Origin of the sequence: Anaplasma phagocytophilum str. Webster, assembly GCF_000964685.1 — a bacterium.
GTDB classification, from domain to species: domain Bacteria; phylum Pseudomonadota; class Alphaproteobacteria; order Rickettsiales; family Anaplasmataceae; genus Anaplasma; species Anaplasma phagocytophilum.
In genome coordinates, this window is sequence record NZ_LANS01000001.1 from 510,894 (window position 1) to 536,040 (window position 25,147).

Genomic DNA, 25,147 nt, shown 5'->3' on the forward strand with positions numbered 1-25,147 from the left:
TCTTCCTATATGGTTCACTTTTGGGCGGTAGATTGTAAAGTCATTATCAATACTAGACGTAAGTTACAGTAGTCTAATGAGTTGCTTTATAATTCTCCATCATGGAGTGAAAGGTTCATATCTAGAACTTTACTATTAGACAAATAAGGAAAAGATTAAGAGTTGGCACTGACGATTGTACGTACTTTCAGAATCAACGATTGATGTTGATATATACACCCATGGGGATTATATGTGTGAAGATATAGTATAGCGTTGTTGCTGAATATCCTAATAATAGCTTTAAAAAAGATTTCTTTCTTACGAATCTTGCAAATCCTTCAGTAAAAGCCTCTATTCCGCGTTGTATGAACGATATAGCGTTACACAAAGACCGTAATGGAAAAGCTATACTAGACGTTGCTGTTGTGCTAATAAGAAGTGATTTTTGTGTTAACTTGATGTAAATAAAAGAATAGTAGGTTCTGATGATGTTTGGGCAGCCTTGCAATGGGGCTGGTTTCTCCACTGCTTGGTTTTGTTTCAACTAGTTGGTATTGGATATGTTTGGTCTTGGAAAGGAAAAAAAAAAGCCCGTGACAGGTTCTGAGCGCGATTGCGTGTCGGGAAAGATCGGAGATTGGTATCATGACAGATACGGTTCCGTGGTCGTGCAGCGCAATATACTCCTTCTTCTTGTAGTGTTGTCGGTATTTTGTATCGCTGTAAGTACTTTCGTCATTTTCAGAATAGGGAAAACAAGAACAATAGAACCCTTCGTTGTAGAAATAGAAAAGAAGTCAGGGATTACAACGCTAGTAAACCCGATGACTGTAAAACAGTATTCTGCCGACGAGGTATTAAGTAATTATTTTATAGTGGAGTACATAAAGGCTCGTGAGCTCTATGATCCCAACAATTTCCAGTATAACTACTATACGAGAGTACGTCTCCTTTCGTCCCAAGAAACCTATAGCGAGTTTCGTAGTTGGATACGTCCTAGTAACCCTTCTAGTCCTATGACGCTTTATTCGGATGTTGTATCAGGAGCTCTAAAAGTGCGCTCTCTGCAACATCTAGAAGGAGGGCAGGTTCAGGTGCGGTTTACTATGGAATTCGTTAATCATAGCGGCTCGATTGTAAAGAGAGATAGAATTGCTACTCTTTCCTTTAGGTATTCCTCTCTTGAGATGACTGAACAAGATAGACAGGTGAACCCTTTGGGCTTCCAGATCACTTACTATAGGGCGGATGATGAATTTCTATAAAAATTTTTATGTTGCTTTGGTAACGGCTTTCGCGCTGTTCTCTATGAGTAAAGCATGCTTTGCCAGCACAAATATTGGCGTACCAGTTTCTGTAGATAGTAGAATAAAGACATTTGTCTACAGTCAGAATGAGGTTTTTCCGGTTGTGTTCAACTATGGCTATCATTCCTACATAGAATTCTCGCAAGGTGAGACGGTGCGAGTTATGGCTTTAGGAGATAATGCAAATTGGAAGATAAGGCCGGTGGACAACAAGTTATACGTCATGCCCTTGGAAAAAGAGGGGCACACTAATATGCTCATAGAAACGAGTAAGGGGCGGAGTTACGCTTTTGATTTGATATCGACTGCGATTCCTCTGAGTGGAGGTGCTGCATCTAGTATTAACAAGTTGGGAAAGACTAATTCTGCATTAGCAGACTTAGCTTATGTAGTGCGTTTTTACTATCCGCAGAGTGATAGAAATTTTGATATCATGGGACAGAAACTTGAGATATCTCCTCCTAGCCTGGCTAGCAGTTTAGATGCTGATGATGTGGAAATAGAGCCAAATGCCACTAGAACCAACTATATGTTTACTGGTGGAAGTGCTCACGTTTCTCTAGCTCCTACGCAGGCTTTTGATGATGGATATCTGACATACTTTCAGTTTGGTAAAAATAACAAAGAAATTCCCAAAATCTACGTTGTGAAGAAGGATGGAAAAAAAGTTCCATGTAAAATGCTGCTTCTTAGGGACTATGTAATAGTTGAGGGGGTGCATGAGCTGTTTTACCTTGATTTTGGTGATGGCAGGAGTGTAGAAGTTGTGAATCAGGCTCTTAGTTAGAATTTGTCGATAGTAGGTGCAGGATGGCTGACGAAATAAGGGGTTCTAGCAGCGGGGAGAACATTGAGGATAATGTTAATGTAGTAGGTGTAGCAAAGAGTAAGAAGCTCTTTGTTATCATAGTGGTGCTGATTGCTACTGGACTTATGTACTATTTTTTCTTCTTCAATAAGGAGTCTTCGGATAATGAGGAAGATACTCAGATTCCTCGTGTTATCGAAGAGAAGGAAGTAGAAAAATTGAGGAAGGATGCGGGAAGGCCGGCTCAGGAGACTGCTCCTAGAATCTTGACGCCACCACCGAGGTTGCCTGAGTTGCCGCCGCTTGTAATGCCTACTGTACCTGATATTCCTGTGGTAACAAAATTGCTTAAGCCGCCTGTAGAGGAGGAGTTTGTTGAAGAGTATAACGTTCAAGAGGTTCCTTCACCAATGGGTAATATTGCTCCTCCTGAACGCGAGGAGATATCTTTACCTTTGCCGTATAAGACGATAACAACTGAGCAGCCGTCGTTTCTGGGGTATGATAAAGAAAAAAGAGGAGCCCCTATGATCGCATTTGGTGGCGGTGGTGGCGAAGCTGCTGGTAGTGAATCCGGTGATGGTTCTGTTGGCGGGAAGGAAGATGCTCGGTTTACTGCGTGGCAAGGGTTAGAGGGTACTCAATCTCCTAGTGTTAGAGCGACAAGAGTGGGGGATACGAGATATATAATACTGCAAGGTCACATGATTGATGCTGTTTTAGAGACAGCAATAAACTCGGATATTTCAGGGGTGCTCAGGGCTGTGGTATCCAGAGATGTATATGCTTCTTCTGGAGATGCGGTTGTAATACCGAAGGGGTCTAGGCTTATTGGTAGTTATTTCTTTGATTCTGCTGGTAACAATGTAAGGGTTGATGTTAATTGGTCCAGGGTCATTTTACCTCATGGCGTTGATATACAGATAGCGTCTAGTGGAACTGATGAACTAGGAAGAAATGGTATTTCTGGTGTTGTAGATAATAAAGTGGGCTCCATATTGACCTCTACTATCTTTTTGGCGGGTATATCTTTGGGGACAGCTTATGTGACCGAGCAGATACCGTCGTTGCGGACTGAGACTGTTAAGGTTGAGACTCCTGCGGATGGTAAAGACGGGAAGAAAACTACTTCATCATCTCTTTCAACAAAGATAGTTTCTGATGCTATTAAGGATTTCTCTGACTCTATGAAAGAGATTGTGAATAAGTATTCTAATAGGACTCCGACTGTCTATGTAGATCAGGGTACTGTGATGAAGGTATTTGTGAATCAGGACGTAGTATTTCCTCGTGATGCGGTGAGGTAGGTATGGAGGTGAAACGTTGTTTTGGTAGGGAGGATTTAGGTAGGATATGACTGGGGGTGGTGCAGCTTTAGAAACTTATCTTGAACCGCTTCGGGATATATTTGCTGAAGAAGGAGTAAATGAAATATCAATAAATAACTCATGTGAAGTATGGGTTGAAAATAGGGGAAATATTAGGTGCGAGCATATTGCAGCATTGACGACTTCTCATCTCAGGGGGTTAGGGCGTCTTATTGCTCAGGCTACGGAGCAAAAGTTAAGTGAGGAAACGCCACTGCTTTCTGCGTCTTTACCCAACGGGTTTCGTGTACAGGTAGTTTTTCCTCCGGCATGTGAGGGTGATAAGATAGTGATGTCGATTCGTAAGCCTTCTGCGATGCAGTTGTCGCTTGATGATTATGAAAAAATGGGGGCATTTTCTCATGTTGCTCAGCAGAATGACAAGCTCAGAGATGAAAATAGCGAATTAGGTGAGTTGCTATCTAAGGGTAAAATAAAGGAATTTTTAGAAACGGCGGTACAAAAAAAGAAGAATATAATTGTGAGTGGTGGTACCTCTACAGGGAAGACTACATTTACTAACGCTGCCTTGAGAGCTATACCTTTAGAAGAGAGGATTATTACTGTTGAAGACTCGAGGGAAATTGTCCTATCTCATCCAAATCGCGTACATTTACTTGCTTCTAAAGGTGGGCAAGGTAGAGCACGTGTTGGTACGCAAGATTTGATCGAAGCATGTCTTCGTCTTCGTCCGGATAGGATTATAGTGGGGGAGTTGAGGGGTGCTGAAGCCTTTAGTTTTTTGAGGGCTATTAATACTGGGCATCCTGGATCTATTTCTACGTTGCACGCTGATACTCCAAGGATGGCTATAGAGCAGTTAAAGCTTATGGTAATACAGGCAGGAACGGGATTACCAGCAGATCAGATTGTGAATTACATAATGAATATTGTGGATGTGATAGTGCAGCTGAAGAGGAGCTCTGGTGGAGTGCGCCATGTTTCAGACATTTTGTTCACTAAGTGTTCAGAGGGTAATAAGTAATCTGCGGTTATAATTACTTGTGAGCACTTTTGTTTTGTAGTAGCGCTAGATATGCATAGTTCCAATCATATACGAAATATTTTGGTATTCTTTTGTGGGCTGTTTTGCCTGTTGGAGTTTTGCTTTTATATTTCTGGCGTATTATTTGTGCTTCTTGTATGGGGAGTAGATTATTTAGATTTTAATGCAATAAACCCCAGTGTGTCAGATTTTCCCATGCGGCTGTGGCCGACTATTTTTCAGTATATTAGTAAATGGTGGGGGGATCCCAAGCTGTTTGGAATTGCTAATTCGCTAAAGTTGTGGGGTTCATTTTTTGCTCCTATTGGTCTTGTTTGTCTTGTGGCGTGGAATCTTCGACATGTTCTTATTGATTGGCGACCTTTTAAGAAGAAAGAATCTTTACACGGAGATTCTCGGTGGGCTTCAGAGCGGGATATTAGAAAAATAGGGTTACGCAGCAGACGTGGAATTTTATTAGGGAAAGATCAGAGGGGTTATTTGGTAGCAGATGGCTATCAACATGCTCTTCTTTTTGCTCCAACTGGGTCTGGTAAAGGTGTAGGGTTTGTAATTCCCAATCTTTTATTCTGGGAAGATTCTGTAATTGTGCATGATGTGAAGCTTGAAAACTACGACCTCACGAGTGGTTGGCGTAAGAAAATTGGGCAGGAAGTATATGTATGGAATCCTGCGCAGCCAGATGGTATCAGTCATTGTTATAATCCGCTGGATTGGATAAGCAAAAAACCTGGGCAGATGGTAGATGACGTACAGAAGATTGCTAACCTTATCATGCCGGAGCAAGACTTTTGGTACAACGAAGCAAGGAGTTTATTTGTTGGGGTGGTGCTCTATTTATTGGCAGTTCCGGAAAAGGTTAAGTCATTTGGCGAAGTTGTAAGAACAATGCGTAGCGATGACGTAGTATATAACCTTGCGGTTGTATTGGACACGATAGGTAAGAAAATACACCCTGTTGCGTACATGAACATTGCTGCATTCTTGCAGAAGGCGGATAAGGAACGTTCTGGTGTTATTTCTACCATGAACTCTTCTTTGGAATTGTGGGCTAACCCTCTTATTGATACTGCAACAGCTTCTAGTGATTTTAATATACAAGATTTCAAGAGGAAGCGTGTTTCTGTGTATGTTGGAGTTACACCTGATAATCTCACTAGGTTAAGGCCTTTGATGCAGGTTTTTTATCAACAGGCAACGGAGTTTTTATGTCGTACTCTACCTTCTGATGATGAACCTTATGGTGTATTGTTTTTGATGGATGAGTTTCCAACTCTTGGAAAGATGGAGCAGTTCCAGACGGGGATAGCTTACTTTCGTGGGTACAGGGTAAGATTATTTTTGATAATACAAGATACAGAACAGTTAAAGGGAATATACGAAGAAGCAGGGATGAACTCTTTCCTATCTAATTCTACTTACCGTATAACTTTTGCTGCAAACAACATAGAGACTGCAAACTTGATATCGCAACTTATTGGAAATAAGACCGTGAGTCAGGAGTCTCTAAATAGGCCTAAGTTTTTAGACCTTAATCCTGCTTCACGCTCACTGCATATTTCTGATACACAGCGGGCGTTGTTGTTGCCTCAGGAAGTTATAATGTTACCTAAGGATGAGCAAATTCTCTTAATTGAATCTACTTATCCGATAAAGTCTAGAAAAATAAAGTACTTTGAAGATAAAACGTTTACGCGTAGGCTATTGAAGAGCACGTTTATTCCTACGCAAGAGCCGTACGATCCTGAAAAGATTCGTGGTGGAGTCGAGGGGGAAGCAGGTATTGTGTCTGAGGCTTCGGAGAATAGTGAAGATCTAAAGGCGTTGATGGGTAGTTCTAGTGCAGAAAATCCTCCTGAGCGTGCTGAATATGGATATGAAGATGATGGTGATCTTGTGGACAGAGAAGAATTTGAAGACCTATACGGTATAGGTGAAGAACCTGAAGATGATTTAGAGGACTTGGATGAGTCTGATGATTACTTTCACGACGAAGATGATGTTCTTAATGATGAAGACTACGACGATCCTTATGAAGATGACATGGAGTTAGAAGGGGACGGAGATTGGGATGAGAATGAAGCTTTTGAGGATGAGCTTTTAGATGATGAGGTTGTTGACGACGAGTTTGATAGCTTAGAGCCAGAGGAGGACGAAGACTTTGAAGAAGATGATTCTTTAGAAGAAGAGGATGAATTTGGAGAAGATCGACCTACTGATGACAATGATAGCAGTAACGGAAGACTAAAGTAGATAGTTTTAGGTTTGTATTCTCTCAGTTATTTGATCAGGGTATGTGCTATTTGCAGTTTGTGAGTTAACGTGAGCACTTATTGTTTTTTAAGGATCTCTGAATGTCGGTAGGCGTTCATGAGTGCTAAATTGGGGACAGATGTAATGCAAATGTCCTCAGTTTGGTAGTTTTGAGAGTAGTATTTGTCTGAAAACCCTAGGTTTCTATTTAAGAGATTTTGGAATGCAATTTTCGACTGTGTGTGTTTGTCACTATGGTTTGAGTGCCAATCTGACAGCATGCTAGAGTACAGAAGCTTGGTGTATTTCTTTCCTTATTCCTTTGTTGAATAGCCTAAAACACTTTAAAGGACTACATATATGCTTCCATACGTTCAGTGATCTTGGAGCTTTGGCTAAGTACTAGGTTTTCATAGCATATGACTCATATAGTTACCCTAAGTTTTATAAGCGTGTATGTTCTGAGTTCCATTATCCTAGCCAACCATGGATTTAGATAAATTTGGAATTTTGGAGACCTGTTATCTAGGATTCTATTATTTGGATGTACAAGGGTATAAGGGAGAGTACTTAAAGGATGGAAAGAGTGTAAAGCTAGAGTCACACAAGTTTGACTGGAACACTCCTGATCCTCGGATTGGGTTTAAGGACAACATGCTTGTAGCTATGGAAGGCAGTGTTGGTTATGGTATTGGTGGTGCCAGGGTTGAGCTTGAGATTGGTTACGAGCGCTTCAAGACCAAGGGTATTAGAGATAGTGGTAGTAAGGAAGATGAAGCTGATACAGTATATCTACTAGCTAAGGAGTTAGCTTATGATGTTGTTACTGGGCAGACTGATAAGCTTACTGCTGCTCTTGCTAAAACCTCCGGTAAGGATATTGTTCAGTTTGCTAAGGCGGTGGAGATTTCTGCTCCTAAGATCGATAAGCAGGTTTGTGTGACGAAGAAGCATAGTGGTAATAGCGGGAATAAGTATGGAGCATACACGGACAAGGGGAGTACGAAGAGAAGTGATAATAACACGGCGTTGTGTGGTGACGACGGAGGGAGTACACATACGAGTGGTGCCAATGATAGTCCTCAGGTTTTTCGGGATTTTGTTTCTAAAACGCTGCTAGGTGATGGTAGTAAGAATTGGCCAACATCTACTAAAGGTGAAAGTGCGACTGAGCCTAAACAAAACGACAATGCCAAAGCTGTAGCGGGAGACCTAACAAAGCTCACCCCTGAAGAAAAAACCATAGTAGCATGGTTACTAGCTAAAACTATTGAAGGTGGGGAAGTTGTGGAAATCAGAGCAGTTTCTTCTACTTCTGTGATGGTCAATGCTGATTGAGATTATAAGGTTGTTCAGGAGAGAGAGCTAGTTCTAGAGTGTAATATTAGTGGAATGATCTAGGGATTTATAATCCAATACCTAGAGTTTTATATAAAGCTATTCAAAGATCTATTATTAGAGAGGAAGAAGTAGATACAGTATATCTACTAGCTAAGGAGTTAGCTTATGATGTTGTTACTGGACAGACTGATAAGCTTGCTGCTGCTCTTGCTAAAACCTCTGGTAAAGATATCGTTCAGTTTGCTAAGGCGGTGGAGATTTCTCATTCTGATATTGGTAAGAAGGTTTGTGAGACGAAGAAGGGGAAACAAGCCACCAATAAATGGGCACAGTATGCGGAAGCTACGGAGGGGGCTGCACTCAGTGCTAATACTTCAGTTTGTGGAGGTGAGAACTATAAATCCGACGACAACGGCGGTATGGGGCCTGAAGCTCTGAAGGAGTTTGTAGGAAAAACGCTCCAAAATAATGGTAATAAGAACTGGCCTACATCTACTGGAAGAACTCCCACAACTAACGACAACGCCAAAGCTGTAGCGGACGACCTCACTAAGAAACTCACCCCCGAAGAAAAAACCATAGTAGCTGGGTTATTAGCTAAAACTATTGAAGGGGGTGAAGTTGTTGAGATTAGAGCAGTTTCCTCTACCTCTGTGATGGTCAATGCTTGTTATGATCTTCTTAGTGAAGGCTTAGGCGTTGTTCCTTATGCTTGTGTTGGTCTGAGCGGTATAAAAGAAGCATAAAAAGTGCTGTAGCTCATAATTAAAATAGCACTTCGTTGGATGTAGGCTCTTTCATACTCGCCGATGAACTAAAATCTGTGCTCTGCTTCTCGAATAGGCACCTCTCCCGTGCTGTTACATTGTAGAGCAACCATCTAGCGTAGCAAATTTATCGAATGCCCTGCATTGGGTTGCTATCTTTCCATATAACTACGCAGCATAAGAGCTCTCTCCGAATAGAGCCATACGTTGGCGTGTATAGACCCTAGCAGCCATTGCTTTTATAAATCTTCGTCATACGGGTCACTGCTGTTGTATAGCTTTTGCTGTCTTTCTCGGCGTTCTTGTTCTTCTATGCAATACAAAGTTACAGGATTTGCCTTTAATCTTCCTAATCCTATTTTTTCTCCTGTCTCTTCGCAGTAGCCGTATAAACCCTCATCTATTCTCTGAAGCGCCTTGTCGATTTCCAAAGCAAGTTCGTCATTGCGATTACAAGCCTGTAATGTAAGATCAGTGTCGTATTCCCGTGTAGCCATATCGGTTAAGTCTGCGTCTACATGAGATTGTAACACTTCCCTAGTTTTTTCTTCCGACTCCTTTTTCAACGCCGCCTTCCACTGAATAAGCTTCTGCCTAAAGTAGTCTAATTGTCTATGGTTCATGTAATTTTCATCGTCTTCATCGTCGAAGACATAGTCTTTCGGTAACACCACTTCCGCCCTCGTTAATGCATAACTGAAACACAGATCCTAAGAATGCTTGATTAATATTTGGTGTATTACTATGCTGCAAAAAAGCAATATTGTGTTTCGCTAGAGTGTCATACTTAAAAGCATTTGTGCATGAACTACGAGTTATTGCCCGTCGAGGAGGGAGTTCAGCACATGTTGCAGTGTTGTTTGCTATTGTAGTAGGAACTGCACTATTTGTATTGCCACCGGAATGTATCGCAAGTGTTATGCCATCTCTTTTTTGGGTATGTGGTGTTTCGGTGATGCAAATCTCTATAAGGGCACTGTTTGAAGAGGATTATTACAGCGGAGTCCTGGAACAATTGCTAATACAAAACTTGCTTCCGGAGATTATTTTATTTTTCAAGATACTGGCAAATTGGTTTTGTGTCGCAATACCAATCAGTATCGTCGCAATGGTTATAGATTTTGTTGTCTTGGGAGATGGCTTTACACATGTGCTTGTATTTGGTGCAATATTGAGTGCAACGCTGCTGATAGTGAATTTTATCGCTGCTGTGGGGCATGCATTAGTTCTAGGTGGTGAAGGAGGATTGGTAATTGCGCAGGTCTTAATATTCCCTATAGTCGTTCCCGTAGTAGTGTACTTTAATCTCCTTCTTCAGGCATTGAAGGGTGTAGTATTTTATACGTACACTATGACGCTTCTTGGAGTGGGTATGATGTGCCTCATACCTATTAGCATATTTTTCGTTCTCTCAGCTATCAAGTTAGCTGTAGAGCAAAATTGACTTTTAGTTGATATATCCTATTATAGCAAATATTGGGTGATTAGCTCAGGTGGTAGAGCGTTTGCTTGACGTGCAAAAGGCCACTGGTTCGAGTCCAGTATCACCCACTCTTGATGTGGTGTGTAATGACAAGTTGCGATAGTCAGTATTCTCCTAGCATGCACAGACGGATGGTAATGGCCATTGTTGTAGTAGCGTGCACGTTGGTAGTCGAGACAATCGGTGGTTTTGTATCGCACTCATTGGTTCTTCTTTCTGATGCAGGACATGTATTTATTGATTTAGTGGCGCTTATCCTGAGCTTTGCGGCGTACAGGTTGGCCACTAAAGAGGCTGATGAACAGAGATCTTACGGTTATCATCGGTTTCAGGTTATGGCAGCATTCGTCAATGGAATATCCTGGTTCGTCATAGCTGCTCTAATAGTAATTGAGTCTATCAAACGTTTTGTGAACCCTGTGGAAGTGCACGGACATCTGATGCTACCCGTGGCTGTAGTAGGGTTTGCTGCAAATATCTTTGTATTTTGTATGATGTACAGAAGGGGGGAACATAATCTCAATATCCGCAGTGCTGTTCTGCATGTTATTGGAGATCTCCTTTGTTCTGTGGCTGCTATTGCTTCATCGATAATCATCAGGTTTAGCGGGTGGCAGATAATAGACCCAATGTTGTCTTTATTGGTCAGTACCGTGATGTTGATCAGCGCATTTAGTATTGTAAAAAACTCAAGTAACATTTTGCTCGAGGGCAAGCCGTATAATATCGACGTAGGTGAGCTGCAAAGGAATATCACAAGTGCAATACCGAATGTAATTGATGTGCACCATGTGCATCTTTGGTCATTAACTGCAGAGTATCCAATAATGACTATGCACGTGCGTATCGCCTGCGGTTCTTCTGACGTGGCAAGTTCTGTACAAGTAGTTAAATCGATCAAGAAGTTGTTACAGGAAAGGTTTAGTATCTCGCATGTTACGATAGAGATCGAACATGAAGAGTGTTCAGACGCTAATTAAGAAAAGTAGTCTAAAGGCGTATGTATTAATCTTACGATAATCACTACTGATTAGTATATTATACGTCGGTATTGTAATGGTAGAGATGTTCTGGAAGTGCAGGAAAACGTTTTGCCGTGTTGTGACGTTGTCTCTTTTTATGTTTGTGGCATTTTCTAATGCTAGTCACGCATGCGAGCAACAATATCGGCATATATGCCAATTTGTGGAAGAGTTGAAGACCAGAGTACGTGTCATTGTTTTAGAGGACAAGGCGGTTAGAGAATCTTTAGGACAAGCGGTGCAAGAGGTTCTTGATTTTCCTAGACTTTCTAAGTTTGCGATGGGGCAATACTGGAAAGATGCAGATATGCGTCAGAGAGATGAGTTTCAGGATGTATATAGTCAATACATAAAGAAAGTATACGTGACGCAGTTGAAGGAGTTTGCACATCACGGGATGAAGATTCTGTCTGTTCGCGAGCTTGGTGAAGGTAAGTACGCGGTTCGTGTTCGGTTAACCCATCCTGAACATAGGGATGATTTTATAGTGCTAGAATTTCATATTGTGGAAGCAAGCACTCTTAAGATCAGTGACATAAGAATCAACAATTCTTTGAGTATCTCTGTAAACCAGAGGACCATGGTGAACGAAGTAATTCAAAAATACGGTATTGACGGAGCAATATCTCATTTTAGACGATAGCTATGCTGTAAAAAAGACAAATAAATCAAGCTACTGTCCTTATTACGCTATTAGACATGATTATTGAGAGTTGCACCTCCTCAGAAGGTGAATAAAAAGACATACGGAGTTGCGTAATAGAAGAGATATTGTATTTTGAGCTGTTAATGCAAGACTTCGCAGAATGCGAAAAATAATTCCGTGCGTTACGATCAAAACTATTCGCTATAGAGCACTATATGGTTACACCTTATTGAATAAGGTACAGCCTGCAAGATAGTGGTCCCATATATCAAGTTGCTATAGCTAAAAGCCGCTATGTTCTGAAATCTGCAAACCAAATCTAAGCACCGCGGTTACTATTGGAAGTAAGCTATTATTAGGAAGCGTAATGATGTCGATGGCTATAGTTATGGCTGGGAATGATGTCAGGGCTCATGATGACGTTAGCGCTTTGGATACTGGTGGTGCGGGATATTTCTATGTTGGCTTGGATTACAGTCCAGCGTTTAGCAAGATAAGAGATTTTAGTATAAGGGAGAGTAACGGAGAGACTAAGGCAGTATATCCATACTTAAAGGATGGAAAGAGTGTAAAGCTAGAGTCACACAAGTTTGACTGGAACACTCCTGATCCTCGGATTGGGTTTAAGGACAACATGCTTGTAGCTATGGAAGGCAGTGTTGGTTATGGTATTGGTGGTGCTAGGGTTGAGCTTGAGATTGGTTACGAGCGCTTCAAGACCAAGGGTATTAGAGATAGTGGTAGTAAGGAAGATGAAGCTGATACAGTATATCTACTAGCTAAGGAGTTAGCTTATGATGTTGTTACTGGACAAACTGATAAACTTACTGCTGCTCTTGCCAAGACCTCTGGGAAAGATATCGTTCAGTTTGCTAAGACTCTTGGAATTTCTCATTCCGAGATTGATAAGAAGGTTTGTGCGACTAAGAGCGGTGGCAGCGGTAGTAAATACGGTGAGTATGCTATTGAGACGGACAACAATTCGACAGGTGGAAACGGTAAGGTAGCCGTTTGTGGAGGACAAAACACAAGCAACAGCAATGGAAGCACTGGGCAACAGTTTTTACGTGACTTTGTTAAAGGATCGCTGGAAGATGGTAGCAAGAACTGGCCAACATCGAAGCATAAGGCTGGTACACCGGCCTCTGAAACTAACGACAACGCCAAAGCTGTCGCTGGAGACCTAACAAAGCTCACTTCTGACGAAAAAACCATAGTAGCAGGGTTACTAGCTAAAACTATTGAAGGTGGGGAGGTTGTTGAAATCAGGGCAGTTTCTTCTACTTCTGTGATGGTTAATGCTTGTTATGATCTTCTTAGTGAAGGTTTAGGTGTTGTTCCTTATGCCTGTGTTGGGCTCGGTGGTAACTTCGTGGGTGTTGTTGATGGGCATATCACTCCTAAGCTTGCTTATAGGTTAAAGGCTGGCTTGAGTTATCAGCTCTCTCCTGAAATCTCTGCGTTTGCGGGTGGCTTTTACCATCGTGTTGTGGGAGATGGTGTTTAAGATGATCTTCCGGCTCAACTGCCTATAAATCGATAGGTATATCAATATCCTATGCAATAACTCTTATTATTAAAAGGAAGACCAAGGGTATTAGAGATAGTGGTAGTAAGGAAGATGAAGCTGATACAGTATATCTACTAGCTAAGGAGTTAGCTTATGATGTTGTTACTGGACAAACTGATAAACTTACTGCTGCTCTTGCCAAGACCTCTGGGAAAGATATCGTTCAGTTTGCCAATGCTGTGAAAATTTCCAGCCCTGAAATTGATGGGAAGGTTTGTAGTGGGGATCATGCTGCTATAACTAAGGCTAAGGGGAAGAAGTATGTTGCGGAGTTGTCGACGACACACGGCAACGAGGAGACAACACAGTGTAGCGGTTTGGGAAATACGACGGGGGCGACAGGACCAAAGACGTTGAGTGGTTTTGTTAATACTGTGAAAGTCGGTGAAGGTAAAAACTGGCCTAGGGGACGAGGTAGTAATGGCAGCAGTCAAAACGTCGAGGGAGAACCTAATAGTAATGCAAACGCTATGGCTAAAGACCTATTAGGTCTTAATCGTGATGAAAAAACCATAGTAGCAGGATTACTTGCTAAAACTATTGAAGGGGGAGAGGTTGTTGAGATCAGAGCTGTTTCTTCTACATCTGTAATGGTTAATGCTTGTTATGATCTTCTTAGTGAAGGTTTAGGTGTTGTTCCTTATGCTTGTGTTGGTTTAGGCGGTAACTTCGTTGGCGTGGTTGATGGCACGGAGCGGCGTTACACATTCCGTCCTTGACCTGAATACTCTAGTTAAGCACTAGGCGAAATTAGTGCTGGATCACTTACGCAACATACTACGATCAGCGATTCTCCATACTTAGTAGGTCCGTACAGTGGCTTTACGCTCTTACCCAGCATGAAAAATACTTGCTATCTAGGAATCCTCCTCTAAAACTTTACAGAGGTTATCTGTACTTCGAGAGGAAGCTAATCTGTGGCTAATGAGGAGGGTGTTTAGAACATCACTCCTAAGCTTGCTTATGGGTTAAAGGCTGGGTTGAGTTATCAGCTCTCTCCTGAAATCTCGGCTTTTGCTGGGGGATTCTATCATCGCGTTGTTGGAGATGGCGTTTATGATGATCTGCCGGCTCAACGTCTTGTAGATGATACTAGTCAGGCGGGTCGTACTAAGGATACTGCTATTGCTAACTTATCCATGGCTTATGTCGGTGGGGAATTTGGTGTTAGGTTCGCTTTTTAAGTAATGGCACCATTGAACCTAGATAAGCATTCCTTACTTTCCTTTAAGGTCTAAGGCTGGTTTAGTATACTTGAGTTTTAATGCTTCATGTTTTTATTGTGTTTAACTTTGAGTATAGTTCTCTAAGATGCTAGAAAGTTATACTCTTAAAATCTCTAAAATGTGAAAATATATAACCGCGATGCTATAAGACATCTTTCAGCATGCAACAGCTCCAAAACAGCATAGTTATTCTTAGGGATTGGGATAATAGATAGTTTCAGCATACGCTATTAGTACGTTACCTTCGAAATACGCAGGTAAGTACTCAAATTACACGTAAATCGCTAGGTATACCAATAGCTTGAGTAATAAATCTTTTATGAAAGCGGAGAACAAGGCTCGCGCATCACTGGTATATAAAACCGCTGGTATGCCAAGACACCATGACCATTGATAATGCTATGCATTACCCATGTCATGTAACAGCATTAGGACATATAGAGGAAGTTACTGCATCACTTTTGACAGATTGCAGCGCAATTAACAGCGTATAAGCCACAATTACTTCTATGTAATCTAAACACTGATTCGAAAAGTCGCCACATACACGATTTACCTGGCTTGCGTATAAAGAAAATAATCAGGAGCTCTATCAAGCATGGAAAGCACGTACCACAGACATGACAAGCACCACCTTCGTCCAATAATCAGAAGAAAAACTTCGTGATAATACGCAACGTACAACCCAGTTGCAGAGCTACAAGAAATTCCTTCTCACAAAAAACATAGGAGAGTTTTACCTCTTTTTGAAGAAATCTTAAAGAAAAAGCATGGGGCACGGTCCAACACATCGAACCTTCCCCATACTTTTCACGAGAAAGATATCCTAATAACTTAGAACATCTTCATCGTCAGGATCCTTTAACGGCAAAGCAGTCGGAACATCTACTAACTCTTGCTGCATACCAGCATCAGCTTCTACAGATACTTCAACCTTCTCAACTTCTTCAGTTGCTTGTGTCTCTTGATCAGAGATTCCTGCTTCTTGCTGCATACCAGCATCAGCTTCTACAGATACTTCAGACTTCAGATCACCTTCAGTAACACCAAGAACTGTAGACTCAGGTTGTACTGGCGCAGAAACTTCAGGAGCTGATTCTAGTTGTTGCGCTTCTGGAGCAACTACCACTTCTTGAAGCTTATTTTCTTCTAGTGATGGTACAATCGCTTCTGCAGCTTCAACACCAGGTAATTCTGCTTCAGCTACTACAGGTACTTGCGCTACAGGTTGCTCAAGATCTATCAAAGTACCTTCTTCTAGAATAACTTCTGGCTCTTCCGTTTTTGTTTCTACAGATACTTCAACCTTTTCAACTTCTTCAGTTGCTTGTGTCTCTTGATCAGAGATTCCTGCTTCTTGCTGCATACCAGCATCAGCTTCTACAGATACTTCAGACTTCAGATCACCTTCAGTAACACCAAGAACTGTAGACTCAGGTTGTGCTGGTGCAGAAACTTCAGGAGCTGATTCTAGTTGTTGCGCTTCTGGAGCAACTACCACTTCTTGAAGCTTATTTTCTTCTAGTGATGGTACAATCGCTTCTGCAGCTTCAACACCAGGTAATTCTGCTTCAGCTACTACAGGTACTTGTGCTACAGGTTGCTCAAGATCTATCAAAGTATCTTCCTTTAGAAGAACTTCTGTTTCTTCTTTTACTTCTACAGGAGCTTCAGTTCCCTCTAGTGCTTCTGCAATTTCTTGCTCTTGTTGACCAGAGATTACTTCTTTTTGCGCTACATCAGCATTAGCTTCTACAGATACTTCAGACTTTAGATCACCTTCAGCAACACCAAGAACTGTAGACTCAGGTTGTGCTGGCGCAGAAACTTCAGGAGCTGATTCTAGTTGTTGCGCTTCTGGAGCAACTACCACTTCTTGAAGCTTATTTTCTTCTAGTGATGGTACAATCGCTTCTGCAGCTTCAACACCAGGTAATTCTGCTTCAGCTACTACAGGTACTTGCGCTACAGGTTGCTCAAGATCTATCAAAGTACCTTCTTCCAGAATAACTTCTTGCTCTTCTGTCTCAACTTCTTCAATTGCTGGTGCTTCTTGATCTATTTCTTGTTCTTCTTGCGTATCTACACCCGACCCTGTTGCTGACTCAACTACACTAGGATCTACTGTTTGAGGTTCCTCTGCTGCACTCTTTTCTATCTTGAAAAACCTTACGACCGCTTTTTCTGGTGCGTTTATCAAGTACATACCTGTACCCTCTTCCTCTTGCACCAGCGATAATGCCTCCACAACGGTAGTATAAACACCACCTTCAGCAGTAGCAGCTCTGCCCGCTTCTGCCTCTATAAAATACACCTTCCCTGGCAAATTACCATGATGCATACCCGAAGCAACATCTCTACATGCCACATGCTCATCACCAACATATAAAACCAGTTCGCTCGGTCTCCACGTTCCCCGTACTACCCTACACTTGTCATACGAGTACGCATTAGTGCTGGCATCTTTGTCACAAGCACATCCTTCGTAGTAGCCATCATCTCCACTGGAAATGGTTTCACTACCAATTCTGTAATCACTTAGCTCTATATCTATACCATACATATACGCAAATCCTCCTTTAATCCCTCTACGTTCACCAGCATTTGTTTAAGTGCTACACGATACACCTAAAGAGATGATATCTTGCACACCTATACATACAATATGCATATTTTACAACAACTTGCACAAATATCCGACCAACTAAGCACAAATAAGGACGATGATAACAAGTATGCGAAGAAATCCCCTAAACCATATTGCCTACTATCCTCTAAAATACTATCAAGCTTTATCATGAGTGCTTTAGTTGCAAATTAGCAAATTGTTCAACGAAATCTAGCAATGCTGTTTCGCATTCGCAAACTTTCGTTTTTTTTCATCAGAGAGCTACATAGAGAAGTAATAGTTAATAAGCACATAACACCGTAGTTTTGAGAAAAATACTGGAAGCACAATTCTCGCGCTAGTTGGCGATATTACATATCTGGATATACAGTGATTAAGGTATAATTGCTTTGCAAAATTGGAATAATTATTATAAAGTTAAGGACTTTAAATCATGCACTGAAAAATCATACGTATGTTTGATATATTTACCAATCCTACAATAACAACTGTGACTATATCGTTTAATCCTGTGCTTTATCCTTATAGTGCCTTTTTTATGAATGATATATTGGTTGCTGTAGCTGAAATGTCAAACACATCCTGCAATTTAGGATTTGGTACCTTCTGTAATGACGTAGAACAACTCCGCACTTTCCGTCGCAATGTGTGCGTAGCAGTCACTAAGTATAGGACTAAAGCCTTAAACGCCGATAATGTAGCGCAATACCTTGAAGTTACAGAAACTGTTGAAGATGTTCATTCCCAAAACGCAAGTAAGCATATTTGTGATCTCATTGCTCATTTAGAGTTAAAGTCTGATGCTGGTAACTACAAGATAGTTCCGACTTCTACAAAATGCTTAGTAACACTGAAGAGATTTTCAGGGCATAATGTCAAATTATAACATACTCAAAGCGCAGCTTTTGCGCGCTGATTGGCGAAATCACGCCAGCACAACGTCTCTAGTATATTTCTTTCATACTAGGGTGGTTACCGCACAGCCCAATACCTGAAATTATACATTAAGAGGACGCATATGTTTGATATATTATTTAACGATACTGAAATCCCACCTGTTCCCAGGGAGTGTATCGAAAGATTTCAAGATGCACCAGGTTATTGTGAAGACATTCTGAAGGAAGATTATCCATGGGATGCATATGCTGTGACAGCATCTGTGACCGCGGTATGCACTGAAGAAAATACACCTTGTTCAAGAGCATGTAGCGACTTTTCTATGAAAAATTTGCCATTGTCTAGCGTGAAGAGTGATAAACAAGATGCACTCACGGGCTATGAATACTACACTTTAGTATTTGATGATTTCGAACAGGTAGGTCACGAACTGCATGATCGCTCTTTAGTAGCGAAAGTTCAGAAAAACTCTGATGGCACTGATGTCAGCTTATCTGGTGCAACTCTACATGAATTGATAGAAAGCGAGTCTATGCGATACGACGGATCTGCAAGAGTTGAAAATGCTTATTCAATGGAGAGGTACTTGCATATCGGTAAGCTCGAAGGTGATTTTAAACCTGTGCACGCCGGGGATGATAACAAGCTAGTGCTGACTTCTACCAGCGATTCTGCAAAATGTACAGTAACTGTAACATTAGAAAGGGTTCCTGCAGCCAAATAACCTGAGTGTTGAGATACATGTACAACGCAGTCTTCACGCTCGATTTTAATTAACACCTGAAATTATACATCGGAGAATTATACATATGTTTGATATATTTAATGATGCTGTAGTAGCATCCGTATCTACTGCACCTACCGGAACGCATTTATCTTTTCCAGGTGCTTGCGGCGACTTTTCCTTGGAGAATTTGCCACTTATTAAGTCTCATTCTTTTGAATACGACCTTGTAACGGGTTATGAATACACCGTTTTGAGATTTGGTAGTGAAAAACAAGAAGATCAAAATTCTTCAACATACATGCTAGATGTCTTCTTTCGGAGAGTACCAGATAGCAATGATATAAGCTTGTATAGCGTAGAATGGGGTGAAGTGTTATCTAATGCAAATACTGTGCACGAAAAACAGAGCGAGGATCTTCGTGAAAAAGGACGGAGCATGGCTATGTGTGGTCTCATGCCTGATTCAACAGTAGAACAAGATGGGGCACTAGTGCTCACTTCTACTGGCCATGCTGCAAAATGTAAAGTAACCGTAACACTAAAAGTAGCCTCTGCGTCCGAATAAACTGAGTGTTTAATTGTCGACACTTATAAGACAATTCTCGCGCTAGTAGGTGATGTTATGCTAGCGCGATGTGCAAATATTAGTATATTTACTTTGCAAAACTTGAGTGATTCTTATACAGTCTGGCACTTAAAATTATGCTCCGGAGAATCACATATATGTTCGATTCATTTAATGACTTTGCAACAGCATCTGTAACTATATCTTGTAATAAGGAACATTCGTCTTTTCCAAGTTCCTACTGCGACTTTTCTGTAGAAAATTTACCGTTTATTAGAGCTACTCCAGTTGAAGCACACAACCTCACTGGTAATGAATCTTATGCTTTAACATTTGCTAACTCTGATCCGGAAGCGCCAAAGGTTGATGATTACTTTTTAGAGACCATTCTTGTTGAGCGCAAGGTAGGTAGGTCAGATGTAAATTTCTATAGCGCAACCTTGCACGAAGTAACAGTAAGAGATTCTGAAGCACACCAAAGCGAAGATAATGGCAAGAATGACAATGATGTTCATGCACGAGCAAGACAAATGTTTATAGCTGAACTAAAAGCTAATACGACATCAGAAAATGACGATACGCTAGTGCTTACTTCTGCAGAAAACTCCTCAAAATGTTCAGTAACCATAACACTGAAAAAAGCTTCTACATCCGCCTAGATTTAGCAAAGTACCTACAACACAATTTCCGCGCTAGTAGGCAATGTTCTGCTAGCGCGATATTCAAATATTAGTATAAATTTACTTTGCAAAACCTGAGTGATTATTATACAGTCTGGCGCCTGAAATTATGTTCAGGAGAAACACACATATGTTTGATATATTTAATGACTTTGCAACGGCATCTGTGACTATAACATCCTGCAATGCAGAACTTGCATCTTGTGCAGGTAACTGTAGCGACTTTTCTTTAAATGATATGCGTTTTGCAACAGCTAATGCCATATCACGTGACGATACAACAGGAAGCATATCCTACGATTTAGAATTTGGTGATTCTCACAGTAGCGATGAACTAAACACTCTGGATCGCGATTTTCGCGTGGTAGTTATTAAACCCCAAAACGATAGCTCCGATATCAAACTGTCTCACATAACCCTGCGTGAAATTCTTACTAACAAACCAGCACTATACGTTTATAACGGGCCACCGGGAAGTATTAACGATGTTTGTGCACAGGAAAGACGGCAGTATGTTTCTGGTCTTATGGAGCAGTCGACATCAGAATACAATGAAAATGATGGTACGCTAGTGATCACTTCTACCAACACTCATTCAGGATGTGTAGTAAAAGTAACACTGCAAAAACCTAAATATCCAGACGACCATTGGTGGTGCCATTATTGTGAGGTGTAGTACTATACCCATAACACAATTTCCGCGCTAGTAGGCATTATCACGCTGGTGCAATACGCCTAAATTAGGTAGATTTATTTTGCAAAATCGTCATGATTATTATATAGTTGAGCACCTGAATTTATACACCGGAGAACGGTACATATGTTTGATATACTGAATGACTTTACAACAGCTTCTGTAGCTGCAACCTCGTGCACTACTTGTCCAAGCACATGTAACGACTTTTCTATGGAAAACTTGTCACTTGTTAGAGCTACTTTACTTGAAGAGCGCACTGACTTGGGAGGCGAGGTTTATGCTCTAGGATTTGCTCATTCCTCTCGAGACAGTGAGAGACATGATACGCAAGGAAGACTTTTCGAAGCAGTAGTTGTAAAAAAGAGTGGCAGTGATGACTCAGATATTGCTATAGCTAGTGCAAACTTGCAAGAAATGTTAACTAGTGAATCTCTACTGTACATTGAAGATGACAACGAAAATGCTTATGCACATGAAAGAGACCTTTATATTAGTGGGCTCAAGGATAGCTCGAAATCAGAGTACAACGACGGTGACGGGACATTAGTAATAACTGCTAAAAATGATGCTTCGGGATATACAATAAAGGTAACACTGAAAAAAGCTGCAGCAGAAAAATCAGTAGAAGCATAGTCTAAAACAGCTTGATTTAAGAAAGTTGCTTTAATACGTGGACGATAAGGGAAGTAAGAGGTGGTGTGTTGTGGCATGCTATCACCTCTTTCTCCTCAGCTCCTAGGTACGTCGTTATTTCAGTGCAGCTGTCTCTCTGCACAATTATCGATGCTCAAATCAGCCTCTCCTCTTCGCTAGTTACGTAGAGAATCGCTTTCAATGCTGCAATGAGCCGGTTTTATAGGTCACACACAAACACGTAATAGATAGCAAAGTACTTGAACTTTACTCAGCTAACTATATCTGGACTAAAATCTCTTCTGCCTTCTGCCTTCTGCCTTCTGCCTTCTGCCTTCTGCCTTCTGCCTTCTGCCTTCTGCCTTCTGCCTTCTGCCTTCTGCCTTCTGCCTTCTGCCTTCTGCCTTCTGCCTTCTGCCTTCTGCCTTCTGCCTTCTGCCTTCTGCCTTCTGCCTTCTGCCTTCTGCCTTCTGCCTTCTGCCTTCTGCCTTCTGCCTTCTGCCTTCTGCCTTCTGCCTTCTGCCTTCTGCCTTCTGCCTTCTGCCTTCAGGACGCGCATAGCAAAACAATCCTGCACCGCAAATAAGCCGTAAAAATGCTATTCTATGTTCAAATGTATAGCAAAGAGAGACACGCCGAGCTGGATGTACATCTGTGTTAAAATACGTTAGTCTCTCAAGTGAGATTGCACCCAAAAGACAAGTACCAGTCATGACCTGGAATACCGCATACAGAAGAAACCGTAAAGCTCCATAGCAGTGCTAGATATTATTGCGTTTCACATAACCGTATATGTACTTCTTAGACACGCACATTGCCCGCAACCGAGATACAGCTAGCGGCATGATGTTACGATACCACCGCTACGTATACTATACTGACTATAATATAATCACCCCGGTTACACGCAACGCCCCGTACTAGAGCTCTGTACTACTGTACACGCTTCTCAGAGCCAATTATATTCTCCAGCTGTCCATTGAAATCGCGGTTCAGCTTTACAAATCCCTTAGTCAAAACCGAAGGCAATGCAGAGAACTCACCCTTGCCCTCAAGTGCGTCTTCTAACTGCCCCAGTACCACAGCATCCAAAGTTTTGTTGCTCAAGCACGTCAAGATATTCTCAATAGTCCTCGCTACACCCTTGTACTTACTCAGAGGATGTGCCACAGAACAACTAGCGATGTTACGCACGCTCCTGATTTCATTACCCATCAAGTCAAGAAAGGCCAACCTCACCAACTTGACCAATACAGCACCCTTTTCTTTGGCCTCTATAGCGCCAATTGTAATCATAACATTACAAAGCGTACCGAGAGCATCACACACATTTCCTCTAACTAAAATAGTTATAGAACGATTTTGTGCATCTACATTCACACTACTGATTGCACTTTCCGTACGCAGTAACTTCACTAATCGCTGACTAGGGCCTGATTCCAAGTCCAAATACTCAGAGGTCAAAGGAGATACCGTGACTGTATCCTGATATACCCCTACAATATATGAAGACCTTTCCCCTGCTTTCAGCACCACAAAATTCTCAGTTGCAAGAGCGCTAGCCTGCTCCAAAATCGAAGAGAGGACTTCCTGTTTAAAGGTAAAACCATGACGAAGCATATGCCCTACCATAGTGTTGACATCACAGTACGTGAATTCTCCTTCAGGAATTAACTCCACAAGATTTTTATCACTATACTTAATGGCAACACTCATGGAAAAAATGGCTCTAGACGCTATGCCCGCATCCAAGGTTGTGAACTTCCCCTTGAAATCTTCAACGCATCTCGCATCAGAAAACGATATTACTATACTTTTACTACTAATAGTGGCGTATATTATCACAGTTGTACTTGTGTAGGTTGTGTTGCTGCATTGTGAACAATTTTTATTAAGAAAACAATAATTCCTCAGGTAAAATCGATGTACAAACCAACAAAATGTCCGCAACCCCTTGCTTTAGCAAGAGACACCTTCGCTATGTAAATGCTACATATCTCCAATAGAAACTTTCTGCTTAAATATGACACATAGAGTTCCAAGATAAACTGATATACCCGCAGCCATAAGGAGAATCAAAACTGGTATTTTCACTACAGGTCCCAAAAAGAAGTATGGCTCTAGTAAAGTCTTTCCCATGATCAATACCGCAACCATTGAGGTTGCAGAAAGAAACACATACCCTAGCTTTATTCTTAACGCTTCGCATCCAGCATACAAATTATTCACTTTAAGATACAGCAACAGCAACATAGCATTTGACCATGTGCCTATTGTTCCACCTATAGCTATTCCAACATGTCCGTAAACTTTCATCAACAGATAAGCACATAAAGCATTTGCTCCTAGAGACATTACAGAAAACAACGCTGGTATGGTGAATTCTCCTCTTGCATAAAAGAATAACAAAAGGATCTTACTTATCACAAATGCCGGAAGTGACACAGCCAATGCAGCTAACACAGGCACTGTATTGCCGATAGCCCAATAGTCAAATTGGCCATAATTCAGTAGAGCCATGAGAACTGGCTCAGGAGAAGCTATAAGAATCGCTGCAGATGGGATGATTAGCGTCATACCTAAGTCTAAGGCACTGTTTTGCTTCTCTATCATTTGGCAAGTATCACCGCTTCTAGCAAGTTTTGCGATTGTGGGCATTAACACAATGCTCATTGATATGCCCACCAACGCCTGCGGTAGTTGATTTACTCTATCAGCATAGTAAAAATACGATATTGCCCCAGGAATGTAACTAGCAAATATAGTATTAATCCATATACTGATCTGCTGCATACAACCGCTGAAGAACGACATACAAGACCTTTTAGCAAAGATCTTCATGTCCTTGTTCCTACGAGGAATAACCAATTTTACAGATAGCTTCTTGCGTGTTGCTATAAATACTGACAAACAAAACTGTATAATCGCTGCGGTAGATACGGCCACAGAAAAGTAATAAACTGGACTAAACCAGTGTGGAAGCAAAGCACTGATTATTATACATGAGTTCAGGATAACAGGTGCAGCTGCTGTCACATAAAAACACTGATGTGCCTGCAATATTCCACCTATTACAGACATCAACGACACAAATAGCAGGTAGGGTAGCATTATCCTTGTCAGTTCTACTGACAAACCAAACTTATAACTGCTCCCTAAAAATCCTGGGGCAAATGTACCTAGTACCTGTGGAGTGAAAATAGCGAGCGATAGACAAAAAAGCGTCAAAAACCAGAACAATAGCGAAAATATTTGATTAGCAAACTCCTGCGCTTCCTGCGGGTCGGATAGCTTCTGGGAGTATTGTGGTACAAAACTTACACTCAATGACCCTTCGGCAAAGTATGCTCTAAACAGGTTAGGTAGACGAAATGCAGCAAGAAATACGTCTGATAGCCCTTGAGCTCCCAGGTGATAAGCTACTAGCGCGTCTCTCACAAGCCCCAAAACCCGTGAAAAAAACGTTATAAAACTGAACGCAAAAATCTTCTTGAGCATAGTTTGACTTTGTTACTTAAAATCCCAACAATACGCTGAGACG

22 protein-coding genes, 1 tRNA gene and 2 pseudogenes are annotated in these 25,147 nt (G+C 41.3%); 20 read left to right on the top strand and 5 right to left on the bottom strand.

The features are described 5' to 3' along the window. Positions 1-536 precede the first annotated feature (536 nt). The 7 genes and pseudogenes from APHWEB_RS02105 to APHWEB_RS02135 form a co-directional block, all read left to right on the top strand. Complete coding sequence (locus tag APHWEB_RS02105; protein WP_370882748.1) at positions 537-1,247, top strand: VirB8 family type IV secretion system protein; 711 nt, start codon at positions 537-539, stop codon at positions 1,245-1,247. Beyond that, entirely contained in the window at positions 1,234-2,076 is an 843-nt protein-coding gene (virB9, locus tag APHWEB_RS02110) for a P-type conjugative transfer protein VirB9 (RefSeq protein WP_021799173.1), read from the top strand. The genes APHWEB_RS02105 and virB9 overlap by 14 nt, the downstream gene beginning before the upstream one ends. Before the next feature lie 23 nt (positions 2,077-2,099). Further along, the gene (locus tag APHWEB_RS02115) at positions 2,100-3,404 is read left to right on the top strand and encodes a TrbI/VirB10 family protein (protein WP_011451402.1); all 1,305 of its coding nucleotides are present in this window, start codon (positions 2,100-2,102) and stop codon (positions 3,402-3,404) included. A gap of 46 nt (positions 3,405-3,450) precedes the next feature. Then, positions 3,451-4,449 carry a P-type DNA transfer ATPase VirB11 gene (virB11, locus tag APHWEB_RS02120; RefSeq protein WP_011451401.1) on the top strand — a complete coding sequence of 333 codons (999 nt, stop codon included), beginning with the start codon at positions 3,451-3,453 and terminating at the stop codon, positions 4,447-4,449. Between the two features lie 51 nt (positions 4,450-4,500). After that, the gene (locus tag APHWEB_RS02125) at positions 4,501-6,723 is read left to right on the top strand and encodes a type IV secretory system conjugative DNA transfer family protein (protein WP_011451400.1); all 2,223 of its coding nucleotides are present in this window, start codon (positions 4,501-4,503) and stop codon (positions 6,721-6,723) included. Positions 6,724-7,209: 486 nt separating this feature from the next. Next, a complete protein-coding gene (locus tag APHWEB_RS02130) occupies positions 7,210-8,061 on the top strand; it encodes a P44/Msp2 family outer membrane protein (protein ID WP_020849519.1) in 852 nt (283 codons plus the stop codon). Positions 8,062-8,156: 95 nt separating this feature from the next. After that, positions 8,157-8,810 (top strand): annotated as a pseudogene (locus tag APHWEB_RS02135) (P44/Msp2 family outer membrane protein); the annotation flags it as partial. A 260-nt stretch (positions 8,811-9,070) separates the two neighbouring features. On the opposite strand, the gene APHWEB_RS02140 reads toward APHWEB_RS02135, so the two are convergent. After that, the gene (locus tag APHWEB_RS02140; RefSeq protein ID WP_021799171.1) at positions 9,071-9,502 is read right to left on the bottom strand and encodes a TraR/DksA family transcriptional regulator; all 432 of its coding nucleotides are present in this window, start codon (positions 9,500-9,502) and stop codon (positions 9,071-9,073) included. A gap of 128 nt (positions 9,503-9,630) precedes the next feature. Between APHWEB_RS02140 and APHWEB_RS02145 the strand changes: the two genes are divergently transcribed. The 7 genes and pseudogenes from APHWEB_RS02145 to APHWEB_RS02175 all read left to right on the top strand — a co-directional run bounded on the left by APHWEB_RS02145 (position 9,631) and on the right by APHWEB_RS02175 (position 14,736). Beyond that, a complete protein-coding gene (locus APHWEB_RS02145; protein WP_011451398.1) occupies positions 9,631-10,275 on the top strand; it encodes a heme exporter protein CcmB in 645 nt (214 codons plus the stop codon). Between the two features lie 34 nt (positions 10,276-10,309). Then, positions 10,310-10,382 (top strand) — tRNA-Val (locus tag APHWEB_RS02150). Positions 10,383-10,400: 18 nt separating this feature from the next. Next, positions 10,401-11,294, top strand: a complete 894-nt coding sequence (locus APHWEB_RS02155) for a cation diffusion facilitator family transporter (protein WP_044108167.1) — start codon at positions 10,401-10,403, stop codon at positions 11,292-11,294. Between the two features lie 121 nt (positions 11,295-11,415). Continuing rightward, positions 11,416-11,979 carry an MlaC/ttg2D family ABC transporter substrate-binding protein gene (locus APHWEB_RS02160; protein WP_052943159.1) on the top strand — a complete coding sequence of 188 codons (564 nt, stop codon included), beginning with the start codon at positions 11,416-11,418 and terminating at the stop codon, positions 11,977-11,979. Positions 11,980-12,349: 370 nt separating this feature from the next. Then, entirely contained in the window at positions 12,350-13,489 is a 1,140-nt protein-coding gene (locus tag APHWEB_RS02165; protein ID WP_011451394.1) for a P44/Msp2 family outer membrane protein, read from the top strand. Between the two features lie 77 nt (positions 13,490-13,566). Next, positions 13,567-14,271 (top strand): annotated as a pseudogene (locus tag APHWEB_RS02170) (P44/Msp2 family outer membrane protein); the annotation flags it as partial. A gap of 225 nt (positions 14,272-14,496) precedes the next feature. Then, a complete protein-coding gene (locus tag APHWEB_RS02175; RefSeq protein WP_080651086.1) occupies positions 14,497-14,736 on the top strand; it encodes a P44/Msp2 family outer membrane protein in 240 nt (79 codons plus the stop codon). Positions 14,737-15,604: 868 nt separating this feature from the next. Here the strand turns inward: APHWEB_RS02175 and ampA are convergent. Further along, positions 15,605-17,341 (bottom strand): SUMOylated effector protein AmpA, encoded by a 1,737-nt coding sequence (ampA, locus tag APHWEB_RS02180; RefSeq protein WP_011451392.1) that lies wholly within the window; start codon positions 17,339-17,341, stop codon positions 15,605-15,607. 604 nt (positions 17,342-17,945) lie between these two features. Here ampA and APHWEB_RS02185 point away from each other — a divergent pair. From APHWEB_RS02185 to APHWEB_RS02210, 6 genes are all read left to right on the top strand, one after another. After that, positions 17,946-18,293 carry a hypothetical protein gene (locus APHWEB_RS02185; protein ID WP_133121369.1) on the top strand — a complete coding sequence of 116 codons (348 nt, stop codon included), beginning with the start codon at positions 17,946-17,948 and terminating at the stop codon, positions 18,291-18,293. Between the two features lie 132 nt (positions 18,294-18,425). Continuing rightward, the gene (locus APHWEB_RS02190; RefSeq protein ID WP_011451390.1) at positions 18,426-19,028 is read left to right on the top strand and encodes a hypothetical protein; all 603 of its coding nucleotides are present in this window, start codon (positions 18,426-18,428) and stop codon (positions 19,026-19,028) included. An 85-nt stretch (positions 19,029-19,113) separates the two neighbouring features. Next, complete coding sequence (locus APHWEB_RS02195; RefSeq protein ID WP_011451389.1) at positions 19,114-19,596, top strand: hypothetical protein; 483 nt, start codon at positions 19,114-19,116, stop codon at positions 19,594-19,596. Between the two features lie 158 nt (positions 19,597-19,754). Next, on the top strand, positions 19,755-20,255 hold the full coding sequence (locus APHWEB_RS02200) for a hypothetical protein (protein WP_011451388.1): 501 nt from the start codon (positions 19,755-19,757) through the stop codon (positions 20,253-20,255). Between the two features lie 151 nt (positions 20,256-20,406). Next, positions 20,407-20,952 carry a hypothetical protein gene (locus APHWEB_RS02205; RefSeq protein WP_020849188.1) on the top strand — a complete coding sequence of 182 codons (546 nt, stop codon included), beginning with the start codon at positions 20,407-20,409 and terminating at the stop codon, positions 20,950-20,952. A 144-nt stretch (positions 20,953-21,096) separates the two neighbouring features. Next, a complete protein-coding gene (locus APHWEB_RS02210; protein WP_020849515.1) occupies positions 21,097-21,606 on the top strand; it encodes a hypothetical protein in 510 nt (169 codons plus the stop codon). A gap of 290 nt (positions 21,607-21,896) precedes the next feature. On the opposite strand, the gene APHWEB_RS06295 is transcribed toward APHWEB_RS02210, so the two are convergent. From APHWEB_RS06295 to murJ, 3 genes are all read right to left on the bottom strand, one after another. Continuing rightward, the gene (locus tag APHWEB_RS06295; RefSeq protein ID WP_045895532.1) at positions 21,897-22,319 is read right to left on the bottom strand and encodes a hypothetical protein; all 423 of its coding nucleotides are present in this window, start codon (positions 22,317-22,319) and stop codon (positions 21,897-21,899) included. 220 nt (positions 22,320-22,539) lie between these two features. Beyond that, on the bottom strand, positions 22,540-23,451 hold the full coding sequence (locus APHWEB_RS02220; RefSeq protein WP_020849185.1) for a hypothetical protein: 912 nt from the start codon (positions 23,449-23,451) through the stop codon (positions 22,540-22,542). Between the two features lie 144 nt (positions 23,452-23,595). Beyond that, positions 23,596-25,104: a murein biosynthesis integral membrane protein MurJ gene (gene murJ / locus APHWEB_RS02225; protein ID WP_020849513.1), complete on the bottom strand. Its 1,509-nt coding sequence runs from the start codon at positions 25,102-25,104 to the stop codon at positions 23,596-23,598. Positions 25,105-25,147: the final 43 nt, after the last annotated feature.